This window comes from Pseudomonas sp. NFX15 (assembly GCF_049132105.1).
Lineage (GTDB): Bacteria > Pseudomonadota > Gammaproteobacteria > Pseudomonadales > Pseudomonadaceae > Aquipseudomonas.
Genome location: NZ_JAFMPV010000020.1, coordinates 37,922 through 61,116 on the forward strand (window position 1 = coordinate 37,922; position 23,195 = coordinate 61,116).

A 23,195-nucleotide genomic window follows, 5' to 3' on the forward strand; every position below is an offset into this window, starting at 1 on the left:
GTGAATCGGCAAAATAGCGTGACCTGCGAGTCATAACGCGCATCTTCACTGTATTGTATTGACCGGGAAGATGGCGCCTGGCCCTTTATCAGGTCCAGTGATAGCCCATTACGCTTCCGTCTGTCGCCTTCGGGTGTCGGATATCCAGGTTTGTCGGCGCCCCTCGAATCATTGCGAGTGGTGGTATTGGGCTGTTTATTATTGGGAAGCCGTAATGATTGGCATAAAAAGCATTGCGAGCTACGTTCCTGTAGCCGGCGTGGACAATTACGCACAAGGTGCAAAATTCGAGAAGGATGAAGAGTTCATCCTGGGCAAGATCGGTTCGGCCTTCCTGCCGCGCAAAGGCGCTGATCAGGAAACCTCCGATCTGTGCGTTGAAGCGGCCAATGCGCTGTTTGCCAGTAACCCTGATCTGAAACGTGAATCCATCGATGCCCTGATCGTCGTCACCCAGAACGGTGATGAAGAAGGCCTGCCGCACACCGCGGCCATCGTGCAGGACAAACTCGGCCTGTCGACCAACGTCGCTGCGTTCGATATCTCCCTGGGCTGTTCCGGTTACGTCTACGGTATCTATGCGATCAAGGGCTTCATGGAGGCCGCGGGCCTGAAGAATGGCCTACTGATCACGGCCGACCCGTATTCGAAGATCGTCGACCCGGAGGACCGCAACACCACCATGCTGTTCGGTGATGCAGCCACGGCCACCTGGATGGGTGAAGACCCGGTCTGGGCCTTGGGCAAGGCCAAGTTCGGCACCGACGGTTCCGGCGCGCCGCACTTGAAAGTCACGGATGGCGTGTTCTTCATGAACGGCCGCCAGGTGTTCAACTTCGCCTTGCTCAAGGTTCCGGCGCATTTGCACGAACTGCTCGGCGAGTCACAACTGACCGCCGACGACATCGATGCGTTCTGCATTCACCAAGGCAGCGCGGCGATTGTCGATGCGGTCGCGCGGCGTTTCGAAGAGTGCCCGCAGAAGTTCATCAAGGACATGGTCGAGACCGGTAATACGGTGTCGTCGAGCATTCCATTGCTGCTGGAAAAACACATTCTCGATTCTGAATGGAAGCGCGTCGCGCTCAGCGGTTTCGGCGTTGGGCTGTCATGGGGTTCGGCGATCATTCATCGTCCTTGAGTAAAAGACTTTTCATAAAAAAGGCCGGTACAAAAAAGCGCTCAAAGGTTAACCTTTAGCGCTTTTTTGCTTGTAAGGAATGCGAGGTAGCATGAGCGAATGCTTTGAAGAGAATGCTCAGGTTATCCAGCGGCGCTGGCCGTCGCTGTATGCGCGATTGAACCAGGAGGATTGCCTGTCGCTTGAGGTCAACCTGATCTCGGGGCGGGACTCGACGTTGTGTGTGGGCGGTATCCAGCTCACCAGTCGTCATGACCGCTTGCGCGAGGCCCGGGTGCAGGCTGCCAGCCTTCCGCTCGACAAGCCACAGGTGCATGTCTACGGCACCGGCTTCGGTGATTTGCCGGCGGTGCTGCTGGAGCGTGCCGGGCTTGAAAAGCTTTACGTCCATATTCTCAATGGCGCACTTTTCCGGTTGGTGCTCGATCTGATCGATCAACGCGGATGGCTCGGCGATCCGCGTGTGCAATTGCTCTACGCCGGCGATCTGTCCGACATTTTCACACCGTTTTTTGCCTTGCCCGCCGAAATGCTGCTGGCCGATGACTACAGCGCCAAGATTCGTGATCGGCTGGTCAGCGAAGTGCACCTGAGTTTCAACAATCGTGATTTCGACCCGCAGTCGCCCATCATCCTGCAGCGCTTGCAGGACACCCTCGGCCTGCTGCTGGCCGATGACGATGTGGCGCAATTGTTTGCTACGTGTCCCGGGCGTGAGGTCTACGTGATTGCCACCGGGCCGAGCCTTGAAAGCAATTTCGAGCGTTTGGCCGCCATGCGCAAGCAAACGCCGCGACCGCTGTTCATCTGTGTCGACACCGCCTACAAGCCGCTTCGCGAGCATGGCATCAAGCCTGACTTGGTCGTCAGCATCGACCAGCGCATCAGTGAGCTGCACCTGCCCGGCGAGGCGTCCGAGGACATTGCGCTGGTGTATATGCCGTTGAGCGATCCACGCATGCTCAACGCTTGGAAAGGCAAGCGTTATGCGGGGTACTCCGCCAGCCCGATCTACGCCGCGTTGCGCGAACAACACCCCCGTGCGTTGCTCAATGTGGGGGGTAGCGTGATTCACCCGGCCGCCGACCTGGCGGTGAAGATGGGCGCACAACGTATTACGCTGTTCGGTGCCGACTTTGCCTTTCCCATGAACCGGACTCACACCGGCTGGAACGACGGTGACCTGGGGCCACCGGTCAGCCAGGCCAAGTATTGGGTGCACGATGGACATGGCCAGAAGGTCAAGACGCAGTTGAATTTCCGTGGCTACCTGTGCGAGCTGGAGCGCTACATCGCCAGGCATCCCCAGGTTCTTTTTCTCAATAGCAGTCGGGCGGGGGCATTGATTGCCGGAACGCAGTTCAATCAGGATTTCGTGCAATGAACTCGCAAGGTAAAAGCATCGAGCAATACCGCCAATGCGCCGTATTGTTTCGCCTGGGGCGTGATGTCGAAGCGGCGTTGAACATGGTCGATCTGTTCGATGAGGCGCAGCGGCTGTTCTTGCAAGCGCCACGGGACGTGCAGCAGGTATGGGCAGCGTTGCTCGGTCAAATGCTCGCCTGTCAGGAGCGCCAGGATTGGCTTGGACTTGCCGACTTCATGGAATATGAACTGGTCGATTTGCTGGAAAGCCTGCCGGCCTGAAAGGCGCGTCGACGGCTTTGGCCCGGGCGTTTGTGGGCTAGACAGATTTATGGCGTCATTTTTTCGCGGTTGAGGGGCGCTAAGCCCTTGTTTTCTCGGGGGTGGCAGGGTGATGGCAATTTTTTTTTAAAAAGCCCTCAAGCAACCTGCCAACCCGACGATAACTATTACGAAGGTTCTCTAGGCCATACCCGGCGGTTGCCAGGGCCGGAAGCCGCAGTACCCAACCAACGAGGAATTCGTCATGGCTTTAACAGTAAACACCAACACCACGTCGTTGAACGTTCAGAAAAACCTGAACCGCGCCTCCGACGCCCTGTCGACTTCGATGCAGCGCCTGTCTTCCGGCCTGAAAATCAACAGCGCCAAAGACGACGCCGCTGGCCTGCAGATCGCAACTCGCATGGCTGCACAGATTCGTGGTGGTAACCAGGCAGCTCAGAACGCCAACGACGGTATCTCCGTTGCTCAGACCGCTGAAGGCGCGCTGCAAGCTTCGACCGACATTCTGCAGCGTATGCGTGAACTGGCTGTTAAAGCACGTAACGGTACCAACAGCACTGCTGACCAGACCGCTACCAACTCCGAATTCGCTCAGATGTCTGACGAAATCACCCGTATCTCGGCTTCCACCAACCTGAACGGCAAAAACCTGCTGGACGGTTCGGCTGGCACCATGCAGCTGCAAGTTGGCGCCAACACTGGTTCGGCCAACCGCATCGACCTGGTACTGAGCTCCAAGTTCGACGCCGCATCCCTGTCCGTAGGCAGCGGTACCGTTGTTCTGACCGGTGCGACCTCCGCTACCCTGTCGGCCAACATCGACAACGCGATCACCGCTATCGACGCTGCTCTGGCATCGATCAACGCCACTCGCGCAAACCTGGGTGCTTCGCAGAACCGTCTGACCAGCACCATCGCCAACCTGCAGAACATCGTGGAAAACACCACTGCTGCACAAGGTCGCGTACAAGATACCGACTTCGCCGCAGAAACCGCGAACCTGACCAAGCAGCAAACTCTGCAACAGGCTTCCACCTCGGTTCTGGCCCAGGCCAACCAACTGCCTTCCGCTGTACTGAAGCTGCTTCAGTAATATCGGAATGAGTTCAGGCGGGGGAGTGTGCTTGTCACGCTCTCTCGCTTTTTACGTTAAGAGGTGATGGGCATGGATATGAGCGTAAAGCTTGGCGTGTCTTACCCGGCTTCCCAGCCAGCAACCGCTGTTTCGGAAAAACCGAAAGAGACGCCCAAGGTCGCCGAGGCGGCGTCAGTGGTAGAAAAGCCCCGGGATTCGGACGACACCAGCCTGAAGCAAGCCGTGCAGCAGATCGAGAAGTTTGTACAGTCGATCAAGCGCAACCTGGAATTCTCGATAGACGAGCAGTCCGGAAAAGTTGTCGTCAAGGTGATTGCGAGCGAAACAGGCGAAGTCGTGCGCCAGATCCCCTCCGCAGAAGCCCTCAAGCTGGCCGAAAGCCTGAGCAATGCGAGTCACGTGTTGTTCGACGCCAAGGTCTGATAGCTGGCATGAATAGTGTTTGTACGTTCTTGGACGCAGGTATTGGTCAAAAGAGTGGCAGCAACCTGAAGGGAGACACAACATGGCAAGTCCAATTCTACCGGGTTCAGGCCTGGGATCTGGCCTGGACATCGGTGCGATCGTCACTGCGCTGGTCAACGCCGACAAATCGGCCAAACAGACGCAGATCGATAATCAGACCAAAACCAACACCCTGAAAATTTCTGGTATTGGCTCGCTGAAAAGCGCATTGACGGCGTTTCAGACCTCGCTGACCAACCTGGGCAGCACGACCAATCCTGCGTTTTCGGGTTATACGGCGACATCCGGTACGCCAACGATTCTCGGCGCGACCTCCGACAATACCGCCGTCGCAGGTTCCTACAGTATTGTCGTGAACAAACTGGCCACCAGTTCGAAAATCGCCAGTGCTTCTTTTGCCGGCGGTGCCGCCAGTGCCATTCCGAGTGGTACCCTGAAAATCAGTCAGAATGGCACTGATTACAATGTCACGATTCCAGCCAATGCAACCTTGCAGAGCACTCGGGATGCGATTAACACCGCACAGGCGAGCAACGGTATTTCTGCCAACATCGTGACCGACAGTACCGGTGCGTCGCGTCTGGTGATCAGCTCCACCAAGACGGGTGCAGGTTCCGACCTGACCGTCAGCGGCATTGCCGGCCTGGAGATCGATGGCACCCAACCCATGGGTACTAACCCCGCTGCCACAGCTTCCGGGGCTGTCAACGGGGTTGCCGAGGATGCGTCACTGACCATCGATGGCCTGGCTGTGACCAGCAAAAGCAACACGGTGACCGGTGCGGTGAGTGGCTTGACCCTGAACCTGGCATCCGTGAGTCCAGGTACTCCACCGGCTGCTGCGACGGTCACTGTTGCTACCAACAGCACGGGTTTGCAGACGTCGATCCAGTCGTTCGTTGACTCCTACAACACCTTGATGAACACCATCAATTCCTTGTCCAAGGCGACAGCGGATGCCGATGGCAACCTGACGGTACAGGCGGCGTTTACCGGTGACTCGATGCCGCGCTCATTGATCTCCGATATCCGTGGCGTGCTGACGGCCCCGGGGGCGGGTGGTCCGTTGGCCGTGCTGTCGCAGATTGGCGTGATGACCGACCGCACCACCGGCAACCTCTCGTTCGACACGACTGCATTCAGCAAGACGATGTCCACCAACGGCATGAGCGGCCAGGTGCAGCAGTTGTTCAGTGGTACCGACGCGACCAACGGCCTGCTATCGCGGATGGGCGCGGCGATCAAGCCTTATGTACAAACGGGTGGATTGCTCGATCAGCGCAATACCAACCTGCAGAGCGTGAGCAAGAGTCTCTCCACTCAGCAGTCTGCGCTGGATCTGCGCGTCGCCAACATGACCAAGACGTTGACCGCAAAGTACAACGCCATGGACCTGTTGGTCGGCCAAATGAAAGCGACGGCATCAAGCATTACTTCGTTCTTCACGTCGCTGAACGCCCAGAAGTCCAGCAGCTAATCATGTGCTGACGACAAAAACCCGGCTACGCATTTTGGCGTGTGCCGGGTTTTTGTCTTCTGGTCTAAAGTTTTCTGGCTCGCAGACGATACACTGGTCATACGAGTCATAGTGGTAATGAGGTAGAACATGAATCCAATGTTAGCCCTTCGGCAATATCAGAAAGTGGGCGCGCACGCCCAAACGTCCGAAGCGAGTCCACATCGTCTGGTGCAAATGCTCATGGAAGGTGGTCTGGACCGCATCGCCCAGGCCAAAGGCGCCCTGGAGCGCAAGGATATTCCGGGCAAGTGTGTATCGATCAGCAAGGCGATTGCCATCATCGGTGGCTTGCGCGAAGGCCTGGACCTGGATAATTGCGCTGATACCGTGGGCGAGCTCGACAGTCTTTACATCTACATGATGAAGCGTCTGGCCGAGGCAAACATCAGTAGCGATCCGAAGATTCTCGATGAGGTCGCAGGCTTGCTACGAACGGTCAAAGAAGGCTGGGACGGCATTGCTGAGCCAGGCCCGCAGTTCTAAGGAGGTCGCCATGAGTCTTGTATTGCAGCGAATAGAACACACTCGTGAGGCGCTGGTCGAGGCGTTGGCCGAGCGCAACTGGGAGGCTATCGGTCAATTGGACCTGGCTTGCCGTTCCTGCATGGAAGACGTCTTGAGTGAAGCTTCGCTGGACGAGGAAATGCTGCGCAGCAATCTCGAGGAGCTGCTGTATGTCTATAAGCAGCTGCTTGAGGTGGCGATGGGTGAAAGGCAGGCGATAGTCGATGAAATGTCGCAGATCCAGCAAGCGCGGAACGCTGCAAAGGTTTACCATCTGTTTGGTTAATTAATCTCCGGTTAATCCAAACATCTGCGCCATAAATTTGACTGTGCACGGTTTTTTGACTTAACTAGTGGCTGGTTCCAGATTTCAGTCGTCTTCAGGCATATCAGGCCTGCAAGCGTTTAGCTTGCCCCAGCATTTTGGGCATTGAGTTGACTAGGGAAGTTGCTATTGCATGTGGCGTGAAACCAAAATTCTGCTGATTGATGACGATAGCGTCCGCCGCCGCGATTTGGCGGTGATCTTAAATTTTCTCGGTGAAGAAAATTTACCCTGCGGTAGCCATGACTGGCAGCAGGCTGTCGGCTCATTGTCGTCAAGTCGTGAAGTAATCTGCGTCCTTATCGGGACAGTCAATGCTCCTGGTGCACTTCTGGGCTTGCTAAAGACACTCTCGACCTGGGATGAGTTCCTTCCGGTTTTGTTGATGGGCGATAATTCTTCCATTGACCTGCCCGAAGACCAGCGTCGCCGCGTGCTTTCAACCCTCGAAATGCCGCCCAGCTACAGCAAGTTGCTCGATTCGCTGCACCGTGCCCAGGTCTATCGCGAGATGTACGACCAGGCCCGTGAGCGTGGTCGCCATCGCGAACCCAATCTTTTTCGCAGTCTTGTCGGCACCAGCCGGGCGATTCAACACGTCCGCCAGATGATGCAGCAAGTGGCCGACACCGATGCCAGCGTGCTGATCCTCGGTGAATCCGGCACAGGCAAGGAAGTGGTCGCGCGCAACCTGCATTACCATTCCAAGCGCCGTGAAGCGCCGTTCGTGCCCGTTAACTGTGGCGCGATCCCGGCCGAGTTGCTGGAAAGCGAACTGTTCGGTCATGAGAAGGGTGCCTTCACCGGGGCCATCACCAGCCGTGCCGGTCGTTTCGAACTGGCCAACGGCGGCACGCTGTTCCTCGATGAAATCGGCGACATGCCGCTGCCGATGCAGGTCAAGTTGCTGCGCGTGTTGCAGGAACGCACCTTCGAGCGCGTGGGCAGCAACAAGACCCAGAGCGTCGACGTGCGCATCATTGCCGCGACGCACAAGAATCTCGAAAGCATGATCGAGATCGGCACCTTTCGCGAAGACTTGTACTACCGCCTGAATGTATTCCCGATCGAAATGGCGCCCCTGCGCGAGCGCGTCGAAGATATCCCGCTGCTGATGAACGAACTGATCTCGCGCATGGAGCACGAGAAGCGCGGGTCAATCCGCTTCAACTCGGCGGCGATCATGTCGCTGTGCCGTCACGGCTGGCCGGGCAACGTCCGCGAATTGGCCAACCTGGTGGAGCGCATGGCGATCATGCATCCGTACGGCGTGATTGGCGTGGTCGAGTTGCCGAAAAAATTCCGCTACGTCGACGACGAAGACGAGCAACTGGTGGTCGACAGCCTGCGCACCGACCTGGAAGAACGCGTGGCCATCAACGGCCATACGCCGGACTTCACGGCCAATGCGCTGTTGCCGCCCGAGGGCCTGGACCTGAAGGACTACCTCGGCGGTCTGGAACAAGGCTTGATCCAGCAGGCACTGGACGATGCCAATGGCATCGTGGCGCGTGCGGCCGAACGCTTGCGTATTCGGCGTACCACGCTGGTGGAAAAGATGCGCAAGTACGGCATGAGCCGTCGCGATGGTGATGAACAGGCGGATGATTGACGCCTGTTTTTCAAGCGCTTCATTTTTAAGTGGTTTTTTTTAGGCACGGGTATTGCTACGTCCCTCGCAACGTTCCGTTTCACTGACGGTCAGCCAAGCGAGAGAGCACGATGCCCCATGCCGCCCAGATGTCTTCTGCCCCTGATGCTTCGGGGCAACCGTCGTCCGTAGAGCAGGCGAGCCGGCTCGGGCTTGAGCAGGCCTTCGCACTGTTCAACCAGATGTCGAGCCAACTGACCGACTCCTACAGCATGCTTGAAGCCCGGGTCACCGAGCTCAAGGGCGAGTTGGCAGTGGTCAGCGCCCAGCGTATGCAGGAACTGGCGGAAAAAGAACGCCTGGCCAATCGCCTGCAAAACCTCCTTGATCTATTACCCGGCGGCGTCATTGTCATTGATGCCCAGGGCATCGTGCGCGAAGCCAATCCGGCGGCGTGCGAATTGCTCGGGCTGCCCCTCGAAGGCGAATTGTGGCGCCATGTCATTGCTCGCTGCTTCGCGCCCCGCGAAGACGATGGTCATGAAATCTCACTCAAGGATGGTCGGCGCCTGTCGATTGCCACGCGCTCACTGGATGCCGAGCCTGGTCAATTGGTATTGCTCAACGACCTGACCGAAACCCGTCATCTGCAGGATCAACTGGCGCGTCATGAGCGGTTGTCGTCGCTGGGGCGCATGGTCGCCTCGCTGGCGCATCAAATACGCACGCCGCTGTCCGCCGCATTGCTGTACGCCAGTCATTTGACCGAGCAGCAGTTGCCGGTCGCGACCCAGCAGCGTTTTGCCGGGCGGCTCAAGGAGCGCCTGCACGAGCTGGAACATCAGGTGCGCGACATGCTGGTGTTCGCTCGCGGTGAGTTGCCGTTGACCGACCGCGTGACGCCTGCCCAATTGCTGCAGTCGTTGCAGGCCGCCGCGCTGACCCAAGTGCAGGACCTGCCGATCCGCTGGCAGTGCGATAGCCATTCGGGGGAGTTGCTGTGCAATCGTGACACCCTCGTCGGGGCGATCCTCAATCTGATCGAAAACGCCATTCAGGCCAGCGCGGGTGAAGCACGCCTCAAGGTCCATCTCTACACTCGCGGCAACAGCCTGCGACTGTGCGTCAGTGACAGTGGCAGTGGTATCGACGCCGCTGTCCTGGCGCGTTTGGGCGAACCTTTTTTTACCACCAAGACCACCGGCACAGGCCTGGGGCTGACCGTGGTCAAGGCTGTGGCGCGCGCGCATCAGGGTGAGTTGCAACTGCGCTCGCGGCCCGGTCGTGGCACTTGCGCGCAGGTGATCCTGCCGTTGTTCAGCAGTGCACAGGGAGCGGAGTGACGCCGATGGGTATCAAGGTTCTACTGGTCGAGGATGATCGTTCGTTACGTGAGGCATTGGCCGATACGCTGCTGCTCGCGGGGCACGACTACAAAGCGGTGGGCTCGGCGCAGGAGGCGTTGCTTGCGGTCGGCGGCGAAGCCTTCAGTCTGGTGATCAGTGACGTCAACATGCCGGGCATGGACGGCCACCAGTTGCTGGGTATGCTGCGGGCGCGGCAACCGCAATTGCCGGTATTGCTGATGACCGCGCACGGTGCAGTGGAACGAGCTGTGGATGCGATGCGCCAGGGCGCGGCGGATTATCTGGTCAAGCCGTTCGAGCCCAAGGCGTTGCTCGATCTGGTGGGGCGTCATGCCCTTGGTAGTCTCGGCGTGACAGAGGGCGAAGGGCCGGTCGCGTTTGAGCCGGCGAGTGCACAACTGCTCGAACTGGCAGCGCGGGTCGCGCGCAGTGATTCCACGGTGTTGATTTCGGGTGAGTCGGGCACGGGCAAGGAAGTGCTGGCGCGTTACATCCATCAGCATTCCCATCGCGCCACCCAGCCGTTCATTGCGATCAACTGCGCCGCGATCCCCGACAACATGCTCGAAGCAACCTTGTTCGGTCACGAGAAGGGTTCCTTTACGGGTGCCATTGCCGCGCAAGCCGGCAAGTTCGAACAGGCCGACGGTGGCACTATCCTGCTCGACGAAATTTCCGAAATGCCCCTGGGGTTGCAGGCCAAGTTGCTGCGTGTGTTGCAAGAGCGCGAGGTCGAAAGGGTGGGTGCACGCAAGCCGATCAGCCTGGACATTCGCGTGGTCGCGACCACCAACCGCGACCTGGCCGGTGAAGTGGCGGCGGGACGTTTCCGCGAGGACCTCTATTATCGCCTGTCGGTGTTTCCGTTGGCCTGGCGTCCGTTGCGTGAGCGCACTGCCGATATCCTGCCGTTGGCCGAGCGTCTGCTGGCCAAGCACGTCAATAAAATGAAGCATTCGGCGGCCAGATTATCGCCCGAGGCCCAAGCGTGCCTGGTGGGTTATCCGTGGCCGGGTAACGTGCGAGAGCTGGACAACGCGATTCAGCGGGCATTGATCCTGCAACAGGGCGGGTTGATCCAGCCGCAGGATTTCTGCCTGGCCGGGCCGGTGGCGTGCGCGCCATTGCCGGTGCTGGCGGCGGCGCCGATGCGCACCGTCGAAGTCGAGGCTGAATCGGCCGGTGCATTGGGCGATGACCTGCGTCGCCGTGAGTTCCAGATGATCATCGATACCTTGCGCACCGAGCGCGGGCGCCGCAAGGAGGCGGCCGAACGCCTGGGCATCAGCCCGCGGACGCTGCGCTACAAGCTGGCGCAAATGCGCGATGCCGGCATGGACGTGGAAGGGTTTCTGTTCGCCACCTGATGCGTCACGCCACGACGCAATCCTGGAGGCGCTGGCTTGCCAGCGAATCGGTGGTGGCCGTGACGCCGCCTTCGCTGGCAAGCCAGCTCCTACAGGATTGAAGGCGGCTTTTGTTGAGTGTGGCCATAGAGCTGGCACCCTTGTTGCTAACACCTCAGTACCCGCCGAGTGAGTGTCAAAAAATTGCGGGTCGTCTAAGAGAGAAATCATGAGCCAAGGTATTGAATTCAATCGATTGATGCTGGATATGCGGGCCATGCAAATGGATGCCATGTCTGCGCCGAAGTCGACGACCGCCCCTGAAGTGGCGGGCAGCAGCTTTTCCGACATGCTCGGCCAGGCCGTCAATAAAGTGAACGACACTCAACAGGCTTCCACTCAGCTGGCCAATGCCTTCGAAATCGGCAAAAGCGGCGTCGACCTCACGGACGTAATGATTTCCTCGCAAAAGGCCAGCGTGTCGTTCCAGGCATTGACCCAGGTGCGTAACAAGCTGGTTCAGGCCTACCAAGACATCATGCAGATGCCGGTTTAAAGGACGAGATTGAGTCATGGCAGAAGCAGTCGCCGATAACGTTCCGGCCAAGGCCACTCCAATAGACGGCAAACCGCCGCTGTTCGGGTTGTCCTTCCTGGAAAACCTCTCCGAGATGACCATGTTGCGTCAGGTGGGCCTGATGGTCGGCCTGGCAGCGAGCGTGGCGATTGGTTTTGCCGTGGTGTTGTGGTCCCAGCAACCGGACTACCGGCCTCTGTACGGCAGTCTTGCCGGCATGGATGCCAAGCAGGTCATGGATACCCTGGCCTCCGCCGATATTCCCTACACCGTCGAACCCAATTCCGGTGCCTTGCTGGTCAAGGCCGATGACTTGTCCCGTGCGCGGCTCAAGCTCGCGGCCGCTGGTGTCACTCCCAGCGACGGCAACATCGGTTTTGAAATCCTCGACAAGGAGCAAGGCCTGGGTACCAGCCAGTTCATGGAAGCGACCCGTTATCGCCGCGGCCTCGAAGGCGAACTGGCGCGCACCATTTCTGCTTTGAACAACGTCAAGGGTGCCCGCGTGCACCTGGCGATCCCGAAGAGTTCGGTGTTCGTGCGCGATGAGCGCAAGCCGAGCGCATCGGTGCTGGTTGAACTTTATTCCGGTCGCTCCCTTGAGCCAGGCCAGGTCGTGGCGATCATCAACCTGGTGGCCACCAGCGTTCCCGAACTCAGCAAGTCGCAGATCACCGTCGTCGACCAGAAGGGCAACCTGCTGTCGGACCAGGCGGAAAATTCCGAAATGACCATGGCCGGCAAGCAGTTCGACTACAGCCGCCGCATGGAAAGCATGCTGACCCAGCGTGTGCACAACATCCTGCAACCGGTGCTGGGTAACGACCGCTACAAGGCTGAAGTGTCGGCCGACGTGGATTTCAGCGCCGTCGAGTCGACTGCCGAGCAGTTCAACCCGGATCAACCGGCGTTGCGCAGCGAGCAATCGGTCAACGAACAACGCACCGCCAGCAATGGCCCGCAAGGTGTGCCGGGTGCCTTGAGCAACCAGCCGCCGTCGCCGGCCTCCGCACCCCAAACCACCGGCGGCACGCCAGGTGCGGCAGGCATGGTGCAGCCGGGCCAGCCACTGGTGGATGCCAACGGCCAGCAAATCATGGACCCGGCCACCGGCCAGCCGATGCTTGCGCCGTACCCGGCGGACAAGCGTCAACAATCGACCAAGAACTTCGAGCTCGACCGCTCCATCAGCCACACCAAGCAGCAGCAGGGTCGTTTGAATCGCCTGTCGGTATCGGTGGTGGTCGATGATCAGGTCAAGATCAACCCGGCCAACGGCGAAACCACCCGCGCACCGTGGAGCGCCGACGAATTGGCGCGATTCACTCGCCTGGTCCAGGACGCGGTCGGCTTCGATGCCAGTCGTGGTGACAGCGTGAGCGTGATCAACATGCCGTTCTCCGCCGAGCGCGGTGAAGTGATCGCCGACATCCCGTTCTATTCCCAGCCGTGGTTCTGGGACATCGTCAAGCAAGTGCTCGGCGTGTTGTTTATCCTGGTGCTGGTGTTCGGTGTGCTGCGTCCGGTGCTCAACAACATCACCGGCGGCGGCAAAGGCAAGCAACTGGCTGGTATCGGCAGCGATGTCGAGCTCGGTGGCATGGGCGGCCTGGATGGCGAACTGGCCAACGACCGCGTCAGTCTCGGTGGTCCGCAAAGCATCCTGCTGCCGAGCCCGAGCGAAGGCTATGACGCTCAGTTGAACGCAATCAAGAGTCTGGTGGCTGAAGACCCGGGACGTGTGGCCCAGGTCGTGAAAGAGTGGATTAACGCAGATGAGTGATAACCGAGCCGTTGCCGCCAAACTGTCCAAGGTCGACAAAGCCGCGATCCTGCTGCTGTCGCTGGGGTCTACCGACGCTGCCCAGGTGCTGCGGCACATGGGGCCCAAAGAGGTCCAGCGCGTTGGCGTGGCCATGGCGCAGATGGGCAATGTGCACCGCGAGCAGGTCGAGCAGGTGATGAGCGAGTTCGTCGACATCGTCGGCGACCAGACCAGCCTGGGCGTTGGCTCCGACGACTACGTGCGCAAGATGCTTACCCAGGCCCTGGGCGAAGACAAGGCCAACGGCCTGATCGACCGCATCCTGCTCGGCGGCAACACCAGCGGCCTGGACAGCCTCAAATGGATGGAGCCACGCGCCGTCGCCGACGTGATCCGCTACGAGCACCCGCAGATCCAAGCCATCGTGGTCGCCTATCTCGACCCGGACCAGGCCGGTGAAGTGCTGGGCAATTTCGACCACAAGGTACGGCTGGACATCATCCTGCGGGTGTCCTCGCTGAACACCGTACAACCGGCGGCCCTGAAAGAACTCAACCAGATTCTCGAGAAGCAGTTCTCCGGCAACTCGAATGCTTCGCGTACCACCCTGGGTGGCATCAAGCGTGCGGCGGACATCATGAACTTCCTCGACAGCTCGATCGAAGGCCAGCTCATGGACTCGATCCGCGAAGTCGACGAAGACCTGTCCGGTCAGATCGAAGACCTCATGTTCGTGTTCAACAACCTGGCCGATGTCGACGACCGCGGCATCCAGGCGCTGTTGCGCGAAGTGTCCTCCGACGTGCTGGTGCTGGCGCTCAAGGGCTCGGACGAAGGCGTCAAGGAAAAGATCTTCAAAAACATGTCCAAGCGTGCGGCGGAACTGTTGCGCGACGACCTGGAAGCCAAGGGCCCGGTGCGCGTCAGCGACGTGGAAACCGCGCAGAAAGAAATCCTCACCATCGCCCGCCGTATGGCCGAAGCCGGAGAAATCGTTCTCGGCGGCAAGGGTGGCGAGGAAATGATCTAACGCCATGGTCCAGAATGATGATTCGCTCACGGACCTGATCCGCGCCAAGGATGTCAGTGGTTTTGATACCTGGGCGCTGCCCAGTTTCGATCCGCCCAAACCCGAGCCTGAACCGGAGCCGGAACCCGAGCCGCCGGAAATGGAGGAAGTGCCGCTGGAGGAAGTCCAGCCACTGACCCTCGAAGAACTCGAAAGCATTCGCCAGGAAGCCTACAACGAAGGCTTCGCGGTAGGCGAAAAAGAAGGTTTTCACAGCACCACGCTCAGGGTGCGTCAGGAAGCCGAAGTGGCGCTGACCGCCAAGATTGCGGCGCTGGAGTCGCTGATGGCGCACCTGTTCGAACCCATCGCCGAGCAGGACACGCAGATCGAAAAGTCCCTGGTCGACCTCATTCAGCACATCACCAAACAAGTGATCCAGCGCGAACTGGCCATCGACTCGACGCAGATCGAACACGTGATGCGCGACGCCCTCAAGCTGTTGCCGCTGGGCGTGGGCAATGTGCGGCTGTACATCAATCCGCAAGATTTCGAACAGGTCAAAGCCCTGCGCGAGCGCCATGAAGAAACCTGGCGCATCGTCGAGGACGAGGCGCTGTTGCCCGGCGGTTGCCGGGTCGAGACCGAACACAGCCGCATCGACGCCACGGTCGAAACCCGTGTGGCACGAGTGATGGACAAACTGTTCGATCAACTGCACGAACAAGCGTTGCACCCGGCCGCGCCGGACCTGAGCCTGGAATTACCCGTCGAGACCAACCCTGCGGTCGCACCAGGACCGGACATTACTGATGCGCCTTGAACGCACCAGTTTCGCCAAGCGCCTGGGCAGCTACGCCGAGGCCACGGAATTGGCCGGCGCACCGATCCTTGAAGGTCGCCTGCTGCGCATGGTCGGCCTGACCCTCGAAGCCGAAGGCTTGCGCGCCGCCATGGGCAGCCGCTGCATGGTGATCAACGACGACAGCTATCACCCGGTGCAGGTCGAAGCCGAGGTGATGGGCTTCTCCGGCAGCAAGGTCTTTCTGATGCCGGTCGGCAGCGTCGCCGGCATCGCCCCCGGTGCCCGCGTGGTGCCCCTGGCCGATACCGGTCGCCTGCCCATGGGCATGAGCATGCTCGGCCGGGTGCTGGACGGTGCCGGTCGCGCACTCGATGGCAAGGGCGGGATGAAGGCCGAAGATTGGGTGCCGATGGACGGCCCGACCATCAACCCGCTCAAGCGTGAACCGATCAGCGAACCGCTGGACGTGGGCATCCGTTGCATCAACGGCATGCTGACGGTCGGTCGCGGCCAGCGTCTCGGTTTGTTCGCCGGTACCGGTGTCGGTAAATCCGTATTGCTGGGGATGATGACGCGCTTCACCGAGGCCGACATCATCGTCGTCGGGCTGATCGGTGAGCGGGGTCGGGAAGTCAAGGAATTCATCGAGCACATCCTCGGTGAAGAAGGGCTCAAGCGTTCGGTGGTGGTGGCTTCCCCGGCGGACGATGCGCCGCTGATGCGACTGCGCGCCGCGATGTATTGCACGCGCATCGCCGAATATTTTCGCGACAAGGGCAAGAACGTCCTGTTGCTGATGGATTCGCTCACGCGTTTCGCCCAGGCCCAGCGGGAAATCGCCTTGGCTATTGGCGAGCCGCCCGCGACCAAGGGCTATCCGCCGTCGGTATTCGCCAAGCTGCCGAAACTGGTGGAGCGGGCCGGTAATGCCGAGAAGGGCGGTGGTTCGATCACGGCGTTCTACACCGTGCTGTCTGAAGGCGATGACCAGCAGGACCCGATTGCCGACTCGGCGCGGGGTGTGCTCGACGGGCACATCGTGCTGTCCCGGCGCCTGGCCGAGGAAGGGCATTACCCGGCCATCGACATCGAAGCGTCCATCAGTCGCGTGATGCCGGCGGTGGTCTCGCCGGAACACATGGCCCGCGCGCAGTATTTCAAGCAGCTGTGGTCGCGCTATCAGCAGAGCCGCGACCTGATCAGCGTCGGTGCGTATGTCGCCGGTGGCGACCGCGAGACCGACCTGGCGATTTCCCTGCAACCGCAATTGGTCAAGTACCTGCGCCAGGGCCTCAACGACAGCATCAGCCTGGGCGAAAGCGAAGCGTATCTCGCCTCGATCTTCGCGCCCGCGGCAGGCGGTTAAGCGGTCATGGCCCTGAGTCGGGCAGGGCGGTTGGCGCCGGTGGTGGAAATGGCCGAAAAGGCCGAGAAAACCGCAGTCCAGCGCCTCGGGCACTTTCAAGGCCAGGTGCGCCTGGCGGAAAGCAAGCTCGCCGACCTGGAAGCCTTTCGCCTCGACTATCAGGAACAATGGATCGTGCGCGGCAGCGGCGGCGTCTCGGGCCAATGGTTGCTGGGTTATCAGGGCTTCCTGGCGCAACTGGGCACAGCCATCGACCAGCAGCGGCAAAGCCTGGCCTGGCATCAAAACAACCTGAACAAGGCGCGGGAGACCTGGCAACAGGCGTTTGCCCGGGTCGAAGGGTTGCGCAAGCTGGTGCAGCGTTATGCCGATGAGGCGCGGGCGCTTGAGGATCGGCGCGAACAGAAACTGCTGGATGAATTGTCCCAGCGCTTGCCACGCGAGAATCCGTATTGAGTCAATCGTCAGGCGTTACCGTTCTTCGCGGGCGAGCCCGCTCCCACACTTGCCAACCTTGCCCGAACCTATACACGATGCTAAACCTTGTACAAACAGGTTCCTCAATGACAAGGAAGCCATGACATGTCAGTGCTAACCGAAATCTCCCAGGACGGGAAAAAACTGACGATTTCGATCAAGGGTCGTTTCGACTTCGCCAAGCATCAGGAATTTCGTCAGTCCTACGAAGACAAGGAACTGTCGGCGATCGTCCTCGACCTGAGAGAGACCACATACCTCGATAGCTCGGCGTTGGGTATGTTGTTGTTGCTGCGCGATCACGCCGGTGGCGACGACTCCGACATCCGCGTCGTCAACAGCAGCAACGATGTGCGCAAGATCCTCGCCATTTCCAATTTCGACAAGCTGTTCGACATCCGTTGAGCGCCATGCAGCCGCTGGAGCCACTGACGATCCTGATTGCCGAGGACAGCGCCGCCGATCGCCTGCTGTTGTCGAGCATCCTGCGCCGCCAAGGGCATGAAGTGCTGACGGCGGCCAACGGCGCCGAAGCGGTCGAGGTGTTTCGCCGGCAACCCCCGCACTTGGTCTTGATGGACGCGATGATGCCAGTGATGGACGGCTTCGAGGCCGCCCGGCAGATCAAGGCGCTGGCCGGGGAAACCCTGGTGCCGATCATCTTCCTCACGTCCCTGTCCGAAAGCGAAGCGCTGGCCCGTTGCCTGGAAGTCGGTGGTGACGACTTTCTGGCGAAGCCTTACAACCAGGTGATCCTCGCGGCGAAGATCAAGGCGATGGATCGGTTGCGTCGCTTGCAGGACACCGTGCTGCAACAGCGCGACCAGATCGCCCGGCACCACGACTACCTGCTCAACGAGCAGCGCGTGGCCAAGGCCGTTTTCGACAAGGTGGCGCACTCTGGCTGCCTGAATGCCGCGCCGAATATTCGCTACCTGCAATCGCCTTATGCGCTGTTCAACGGCGATTTGTTGCTGGCAGCGTTCACTCCGTCCGGCGACATGCACGTGCTGTTGGGGGATTTCACCGGTCACGGGCTGCCGGCGGCGGTGGGCGCCATGCCGCTGGCCGAAGTCTTCTACGGGATGACCGCCAAGGGCTATGGCCTGGCGGAAACCCTGCGCGAAATGAATGCCAAGCTCAAGCGTATCCTGCCGGTGGACATGTTCTGTTGCGCGACGTTGCTGAACCTGAGTTTTCAGCGCCGCTCGGTGGAGGTCTGGAACGGCGGCATGCCCGACGGTTACCTGCATCGCATGGCCACGGACGAGCGCACGCCACTGCCAGCACGACACTTGCCACTGGGCGTGCTCAGCCCGGAAGCCTTCGATGATCGCACCGACGTGTTCCCCATGGCATTTGGGGACCGGGTCTTCCTGTTGTCCGATGGGGTGATCGACACCTGCGATGCCAATGAGCAACTGTTTGGCGTGCAGCGATTGCAGCAGGTGTTCGCGGCCAATCGTCACCCGGACGCGTTGTTCGAAGAGATCGAGCAGGCGCTGCGGCATTTCGGCGGTGAGGCGCGTGATGATGTCAGCATGGTGGAAATCAGCCTGCTGAAGCCGACGCAAATCTCGCCGCCGGCGCTGGTCTATTCCGACAGCGGCCAGTCGTGCCCGCTGGACTGGTCGGTGAGTTTCGAGTTTCGCGCCGCCACGCTCAAACGCTTCAATCCGTTGCCCTATCTGTTGCAATTGCTGCTGGAGGTGCATGGCCTGCGAGCTCAGAGCGGGGCGCTCTACAGTGTGCTGGCGGAGCTTTATTCCAATGCGCTGGAGCATGGCGTACTGGGGCTCGACTCAAGCCTCAAGCGCGATGCCGCCGGTTTTGCACGTTACTACCAGCAGCGCAATGCTCGCCTCGACGAATTGCTGGAGGGCCATGTGCGCGTGCATTTGCAGGTGGCCCCGGTCGGAACCGGTGGCTGCCTGACCATACACGTCGAAGACAGCGGCAAGGGTTTTGACGTCCAGCGGGTCATGCAAAGACCGCTGGATGAGGTCCGCCTGTCGGGACGTGGCGTCAGCCTGATCCGCCAATTGGGGCGAAATGCCCGCTGGAGCGACGATGGTCGCAGTGCACGCGTGGAGTTTTTCTGGGAGGGTCTGGCATAATCCGTGCGTTCTTGATCAAGGAGTGAACAAGTGGACGACACACATGTGGATCGCGACGTACTGAGCGCGTTGCAGGAAGTGATGGAAGACGGCTATGCGGATTTGCTGGATATCTTCCTGGCGGACTCCGAAGCGCGCTTGACGGTTTTGAGAGAAGCCACGAGTTGCGCGTTGCTCGTTGAAACCGCCCATAGCTTCAAGGGCAGTGGCAGCAATATGGGCGCGGTCAGGCTGACCGAGCTGTGCCATCAACTGGAACAGCAGGCCAAGGTCTCGCCGAGCGCTGGCGTTCAGGATCTGGTCGGCGAAATCGATCGCGAGTTCGCCCGGATCCGGCCGCTGTACGAAGCTGAACGACAGCGTAGCCTGGCAAAAATCTGATGCATTGGCGGCTTTTCGTCTGTTGTGAGTGAAACTGGCTCGACCCTTGCAGCTATATCTGCCAACTGTACCTATGAGCCTCGTGCAGCGGAGACTGTTTCATGCCCGTTACCCCCAATATTCTTCTTCAGGCCGCCAGGCAGGCCAAGACTCAAGCCGCCTGCGCCAATCCCCCGGCGCTGACCGCTGAGCCCGGGGACAAGGCCTCCAGCTTCGCTCACGTCTACGCTAACCAGGGTCAGAACAAGCCCGGTGCGCTGGCAGATGCCCCGGTCAAGTCGGCCCGCGATAAAACCTGCGATAGCGCCGTGAAGAAAGACGCTGGCGACGACACGTCTGCCGCGTCAGAGCCGACCATTGCCGATGGCGGCAAAACCTTGCCTGCCGACAAAACCACGCAAACAGATGGCAAGCAGGCCGACGACGATGCGGCCGATGCCGACTCGGCGCCGGTGGTCGATGTCGCGCCGGTCGATCCGGCGCTTGATCCGTCCTTGCAGCCCGTCGTCCAGCCAGTGGCGCCAGCTCCGGTACCGGTCACTCCCGTCGTGGCCGACACGGCACAACCGGCCGTCGATGCTTCGCTGGCTGCAGCGGTCGTCGCTGCGCCGGCACCGACCAGTACCGAGAGCGATTTCGATCCGCAGGCCGACCCGCTCGATGCCTTGCCGGCCTTGCGCCTGGCAATGGAGCAGAGCGGTCACGTGTCGGCGTCCAGTCAGGCCCCATCCAAAACAACGCAGACACCGGCGCAAGCCCAGGCCGACGGTGAGCTGACCTCGGCGCAAAATTTTGCCGCTGGCATGGCGAGCATGCTCGACCTCAAGGCCGACAAGGACAGCACCGACCAGGGCGGCGACAAGGCGTTCAGCAGCTTGATCGATGACGGCTTGAAGGACCTCAAGTCCGCGAGCAGCGACACCCGTGTCGAAGATTTCGCCAGCCGTCTGGCTGCGCTGACCCAGGCGGCCACACCGAAGACCGCCAACGCCTTGCCGGTGAACCAGCCTATCGCCATGCACCAGAGCGGCTGGACCGAAGAAGTGGTCAACCGCGTCATGTACCTGTCCAGCGCCAACCTCAAGGCCGCCGACATCCAGCTGCAACCCGCTGAACTCGGGCGCCTGGACATTCGGGTGAACATGGTTCCCGACCAGCAGACCCAAGTCACGTTCATGAGTGCGCATCCGGGGGTTCGTGAGGCCCTGGACGGCCAGATGCATCGCTTGCGCGACATGTTTGCCCAGCAGGGCATGGGCCAGGTCGACGTCAATGTCTCGGACCAGTCCCGTGGCTCGCAAAACCAGGGGCAACAGCAGCAGGCGCAAGGCAGTCGCAGCCAGGCGAGCGGTGGACGTCTCGACTCGATGGATGACGATCCCACGCCGAGTATCGCTGAAGTGGCCGCCAGCACCACCAGCGTGATCGGCTCCAGCGCCGTCGACTACTACGCCTGACTCCCCCCCGTAGGAGCTGGCTTGCCAGCGAAGGCGATGCATCAGTCACCCATTCATTGGCTGACACGCCGCTTTCGCTGGCAAGCCAGCTCCTACAAGGGTTCGGCATTGCCGATCATTCGCCGTCTCCGTCCCCCGTCAGTTCTGGCATAACACTTGCTCTTGCCTTGCCGTGCGACTGTGAAAACCCGATTAGTGACGGATTATTGGCATGGCGAAGAGTGACGCAGCAGCAGTAAAAGACCCCGCAACCAAAGGCAAACTCAAGCTGATCATCATGATCGTGGTGGCCCTGCTGCTGGCGATCGGTGTGTCCGTGGGGGCGACCTGGTACTTCATGCACAGCGCGCAGAGCAAGCCTGCCGCCGCCGCTACGGAAACGGCGCCGGTCGGCAAGCAGCCGGCGATTTTCGAGTCGATGGCACCCGCGTTCGTGGCCAACTTCAACCAGAACGGTCGCCAGCGCTACATGCAAGTGAGCATCACCATGCTCGGCCGCAACCAGGCGGATATGGACGCGCTCACAGTGCACATGCCGGTTATTCGCAACAACCTGGTCATGCTGTTCTCCGGGCAGGACTTTGCGACCCTCGCGTCGCCGGTAGGCCAGGAAATGCTGCGGCAGAAAGCCACCGCCAGCGTCCAGGAAGTGGCGCAGAAAGAGCTGGGCAAAGTGGTGGTCGAACAGTTGCTTTTCACTAATTTCGTACTGCAGTAGGAACACGACATGGCCGTGCAGGACCTGCTGTCCCAGGATGAGATCGACGCGCTGTTGCATGGTGTCGACGACGGTCTGGTACAGACCGAAAACGCTGCCGAACCCGGCACCGTCAAAAGCTATGACCTGACCAGCCAGGATCGCATCGTCCGTGGACGCATGCCGACCCTGGAAATGATCAACGAGCGTTTCGCCCGCTATACCCGCATCAGCATGTTCAACATGCTGCGTCGCTCGGCAGACGTGGCGGTCGGCGGCGTGCAGGTGATGAAGTTCGGCGAATATGTGCATTCGCTGTATGTGCCGACCAGCCTCAACCTGGTCAAGATCAAACCCCTGCGCGGCACCGCGCTGTTCATCCTCGACGCCAAGCTGGTGTTCAAGCTGGTGGACAACTTCTTCGGCGGCGACGGCCGCCACGCCAAGATCGAAGGGCGTGAATTCACCCCGACCGAATTGCGCGTGGTGCGCATGGTGCTGGAGCAGGCGTTCGTCGATTTGAAGGAAGCCTGGCAGGCGATCATGGAAGTCAATTTCGAGTACATCAACTCGGAAGTGAACCCGGCCATGGCCAACATCGTCGGCCCAAGCGAAGCCATTGTGGTGTCGACCTTCCACATCGAACTCGATGGCGGTGGCGGCGACCTGCACGTGACCATGCCGTACTCGATGATCGAGCCGGTTCGCGAGATGCTCGACGCCGGCTTCCAGTCGGACCTCGACGACCAGGACGAGCGCTGGGTCAACGCCCTGCGCCAGGACGTGCTGGATGTCGACGTGCCGATCGGTGCCACGGTGGCCCGTCGTCAATTGCGCCTGCGCGACATCCTGCACATGCAGCCGGGGGATGTGATCCCGGTCGAGATGCCGGAAGAAATGATCATGCGCGCCAACGGCGTGCCGGCCTTCAAGGTCAAGATGGGCTCGCACAAGGGCAACCTCGCGTTGCAAGTGATCGAGCCGATCGAGCGCCGTTGAGCGGCGCTCCCATCCATTCGCGATTAACCGAATTCTGAATTTTTGCTCGCCGAGGACACTGACACTATGAACACCCAAGACGATCAGGCTCTGGCCGATGAGTGGGCTGCGGCTCTGGAAGAAACCGGTGATGCCGGTCAGGCCGATATCGACGCCTTGCTGGCTGCCGATTCGGCCAATTCGGCGTCCAACCGCCTGCCAATGGAAGAATTCGGCAGCGTGCCGAAAAACAACGACCCGGTCAGTCTCGAAGGCCCGAACCTGGACGTGATCCTCGATATTCCGGTGTCGATTTCCATGGAGGTCGGCAGCACCGACATCAACATTCGCAACCTGCTGCAACTGAACCAGGGGTCGGTGATCGAACTGGATCGCCTGGCCGGCGAGCCGCTGGACGTGCTGGTCAACGGCACGCTGATCGCTCACGGCGAGGTGGTGGTGGTCAACGAGAAGTTCGGCATCCGCCTGACCGACGTGATCAGCCCAAGCGAACGAATCAAGAAGCTGCGCTGAGTGAAAAGGATTCTGGGGGCCGTGTTGG

General features: G+C 60.2%; 24 protein-coding genes. All 24 read left to right on the forward strand.

The features are described from left to right. The first annotated feature begins 214 nt into the window (after nt 1-214). The 24 genes from J1D76_RS19860 to fliN all read left to right on the forward strand — a co-directional run bounded on the left by J1D76_RS19860 (nt 215) and on the right by fliN (nt 23,167). A complete protein-coding gene (locus J1D76_RS19860; protein ID WP_421140034.1) occupies nt 215-1,141 on the forward strand; it encodes a ketoacyl-ACP synthase III in 927 nt (308 codons plus the stop codon). Nucleotides 1,142-1,232: 91 nt separating this feature from the next. Beyond that, the gene (locus J1D76_RS19865; RefSeq protein ID WP_421140036.1) at nt 1,233-2,525 is read left to right on the forward strand and encodes a motility associated factor glycosyltransferase family protein; all 1,293 of its coding nucleotides are present in this window, start codon (nt 1,233-1,235) and stop codon (nt 2,523-2,525) included. After that, nucleotides 2,522-2,788 (forward strand): hypothetical protein, encoded by a 267-nt coding sequence (locus tag J1D76_RS19870; RefSeq protein WP_421140037.1) that lies wholly within the window; start codon nt 2,522-2,524, stop codon nt 2,786-2,788. The genes J1D76_RS19865 and J1D76_RS19870 overlap by 4 nt, the downstream gene beginning before the upstream one ends. A 244-nt stretch (nt 2,789-3,032) precedes the next feature. Further along, nucleotides 3,033-3,884 (forward strand): flagellin domain-containing protein, encoded by an 852-nt coding sequence (locus J1D76_RS19875; protein WP_421140038.1) that lies wholly within the window; start codon nt 3,033-3,035, stop codon nt 3,882-3,884. 72 nt (nt 3,885-3,956) lie between these two features. Further along, nucleotides 3,957-4,310 carry a flagellar protein FlaG gene (locus tag J1D76_RS19880; RefSeq protein ID WP_421140040.1) on the forward strand — a complete coding sequence of 118 codons (354 nt, stop codon included), beginning with the start codon at nt 3,957-3,959 and terminating at the stop codon, nt 4,308-4,310. An 82-nt stretch (nt 4,311-4,392) separates the two neighbouring features. Further along, nucleotides 4,393-5,829: a flagellar filament capping protein FliD gene (fliD, locus tag J1D76_RS19885; RefSeq protein ID WP_421140041.1), complete on the forward strand. Its 1,437-nt coding sequence runs from the start codon at nt 4,393-4,395 to the stop codon at nt 5,827-5,829. Nucleotides 5,830-5,958: 129 nt separating this feature from the next. Further along, entirely contained in the window at nt 5,959-6,354 is a 396-nt protein-coding gene (gene fliS, locus J1D76_RS19890) for a flagellar export chaperone FliS (protein ID WP_421140042.1), read from the forward strand. A 10-nt stretch (nt 6,355-6,364) separates the two neighbouring features. Then, complete coding sequence (locus J1D76_RS19895; RefSeq protein ID WP_421140044.1) at nt 6,365-6,661, forward strand: flagellar protein FliT; 297 nt, start codon at nt 6,365-6,367, stop codon at nt 6,659-6,661. 172 nt (nt 6,662-6,833) lie between these two features. Beyond that, nucleotides 6,834-8,312 (forward strand): sigma-54 dependent transcriptional regulator, encoded by a 1,479-nt coding sequence (locus tag J1D76_RS19900; RefSeq protein ID WP_421140045.1) that lies wholly within the window; start codon nt 6,834-6,836, stop codon nt 8,310-8,312. A 128-nt stretch (nt 8,313-8,440) separates the two neighbouring features. Next, the gene (locus J1D76_RS19905; protein ID WP_421140112.1) at nt 8,441-9,634 is read left to right on the forward strand and encodes a sensor histidine kinase; all 1,194 of its coding nucleotides are present in this window, start codon (nt 8,441-8,443) and stop codon (nt 9,632-9,634) included. Nucleotides 9,635-9,639: 5 nt separating this feature from the next. Continuing rightward, entirely contained in the window at nt 9,640-11,025 is a 1,386-nt protein-coding gene (locus J1D76_RS19910) for a sigma-54-dependent transcriptional regulator (protein ID WP_421140046.1), read from the forward strand. Nucleotides 11,026-11,233: 208 nt separating this feature from the next. Further along, nucleotides 11,234-11,560 carry a flagellar hook-basal body complex protein FliE gene (gene fliE, locus J1D76_RS19915; RefSeq protein WP_421140048.1) on the forward strand — a complete coding sequence of 109 codons (327 nt, stop codon included), beginning with the start codon at nt 11,234-11,236 and terminating at the stop codon, nt 11,558-11,560. A gap of 16 nt (nt 11,561-11,576) precedes the next feature. Beyond that, a complete protein-coding gene (fliF, locus tag J1D76_RS19920) occupies nt 11,577-13,364 on the forward strand; it encodes a flagellar basal-body MS-ring/collar protein FliF (RefSeq protein ID WP_421140049.1) in 1,788 nt (595 codons plus the stop codon). Then, nucleotides 13,357-14,376 carry a flagellar motor switch protein FliG gene (gene fliG / locus J1D76_RS19925; RefSeq protein ID WP_007983391.1) on the forward strand — a complete coding sequence of 340 codons (1,020 nt, stop codon included), beginning with the start codon at nt 13,357-13,359 and terminating at the stop codon, nt 14,374-14,376. Before fliF ends, fliG begins: the two co-directional genes overlap by 8 nt. Before the next feature lie 4 nt (nt 14,377-14,380). Beyond that, a complete protein-coding gene (gene fliH / locus J1D76_RS19930) occupies nt 14,381-15,178 on the forward strand; it encodes a flagellar assembly protein FliH (protein WP_421140050.1) in 798 nt (265 codons plus the stop codon). Beyond that, on the forward strand, nt 15,168-16,526 hold the full coding sequence (fliI, locus tag J1D76_RS19935; protein ID WP_008052871.1) for a flagellar protein export ATPase FliI: 1,359 nt from the start codon (nt 15,168-15,170) through the stop codon (nt 16,524-16,526). The genes fliH and fliI overlap by 11 nt, the downstream gene beginning before the upstream one ends. A 6-nt stretch (nt 16,527-16,532) precedes the next feature. Beyond that, on the forward strand, nt 16,533-16,982 hold the full coding sequence (gene fliJ / locus J1D76_RS19940) for a flagellar export protein FliJ (RefSeq protein WP_046037707.1): 450 nt from the start codon (nt 16,533-16,535) through the stop codon (nt 16,980-16,982). 126 nt (nt 16,983-17,108) lie between these two features. After that, nucleotides 17,109-17,408 carry an STAS domain-containing protein gene (locus J1D76_RS19945; protein WP_421140051.1) on the forward strand — a complete coding sequence of 100 codons (300 nt, stop codon included), beginning with the start codon at nt 17,109-17,111 and terminating at the stop codon, nt 17,406-17,408. Between the two features lie 5 nt (nt 17,409-17,413). Beyond that, the gene (locus J1D76_RS19950; RefSeq protein ID WP_421140113.1) at nt 17,414-19,120 is read left to right on the forward strand and encodes a SpoIIE family protein phosphatase; all 1,707 of its coding nucleotides are present in this window, start codon (nt 17,414-17,416) and stop codon (nt 19,118-19,120) included. Nucleotides 19,121-19,150: 30 nt separating this feature from the next. After that, nucleotides 19,151-19,501 (forward strand): Hpt domain-containing protein, encoded by a 351-nt coding sequence (locus J1D76_RS19955; RefSeq protein WP_421140052.1) that lies wholly within the window; start codon nt 19,151-19,153, stop codon nt 19,499-19,501. A gap of 101 nt (nt 19,502-19,602) precedes the next feature. Further along, entirely contained in the window at nt 19,603-20,958 is a 1,356-nt protein-coding gene (locus J1D76_RS19960) for a flagellar hook-length control protein FliK (RefSeq protein WP_421140054.1), read from the forward strand. A gap of 211 nt (nt 20,959-21,169) precedes the next feature. Beyond that, the gene (gene fliL, locus J1D76_RS19965; RefSeq protein WP_421140056.1) at nt 21,170-21,676 is read left to right on the forward strand and encodes a flagellar basal body-associated protein FliL; all 507 of its coding nucleotides are present in this window, start codon (nt 21,170-21,172) and stop codon (nt 21,674-21,676) included. Between the two features lie 9 nt (nt 21,677-21,685). Then, nucleotides 21,686-22,654 carry a flagellar motor switch protein FliM gene (fliM, locus tag J1D76_RS19970; RefSeq protein ID WP_057398369.1) on the forward strand — a complete coding sequence of 323 codons (969 nt, stop codon included), beginning with the start codon at nt 21,686-21,688 and terminating at the stop codon, nt 22,652-22,654. A gap of 66 nt (nt 22,655-22,720) precedes the next feature. Beyond that, nucleotides 22,721-23,167, forward strand: a complete 447-nt coding sequence (fliN, locus tag J1D76_RS19975; protein ID WP_095963854.1) for a flagellar motor switch protein FliN — start codon at nt 22,721-22,723, stop codon at nt 23,165-23,167. Nucleotides 23,168-23,195 lie beyond the last annotated feature (28 nt).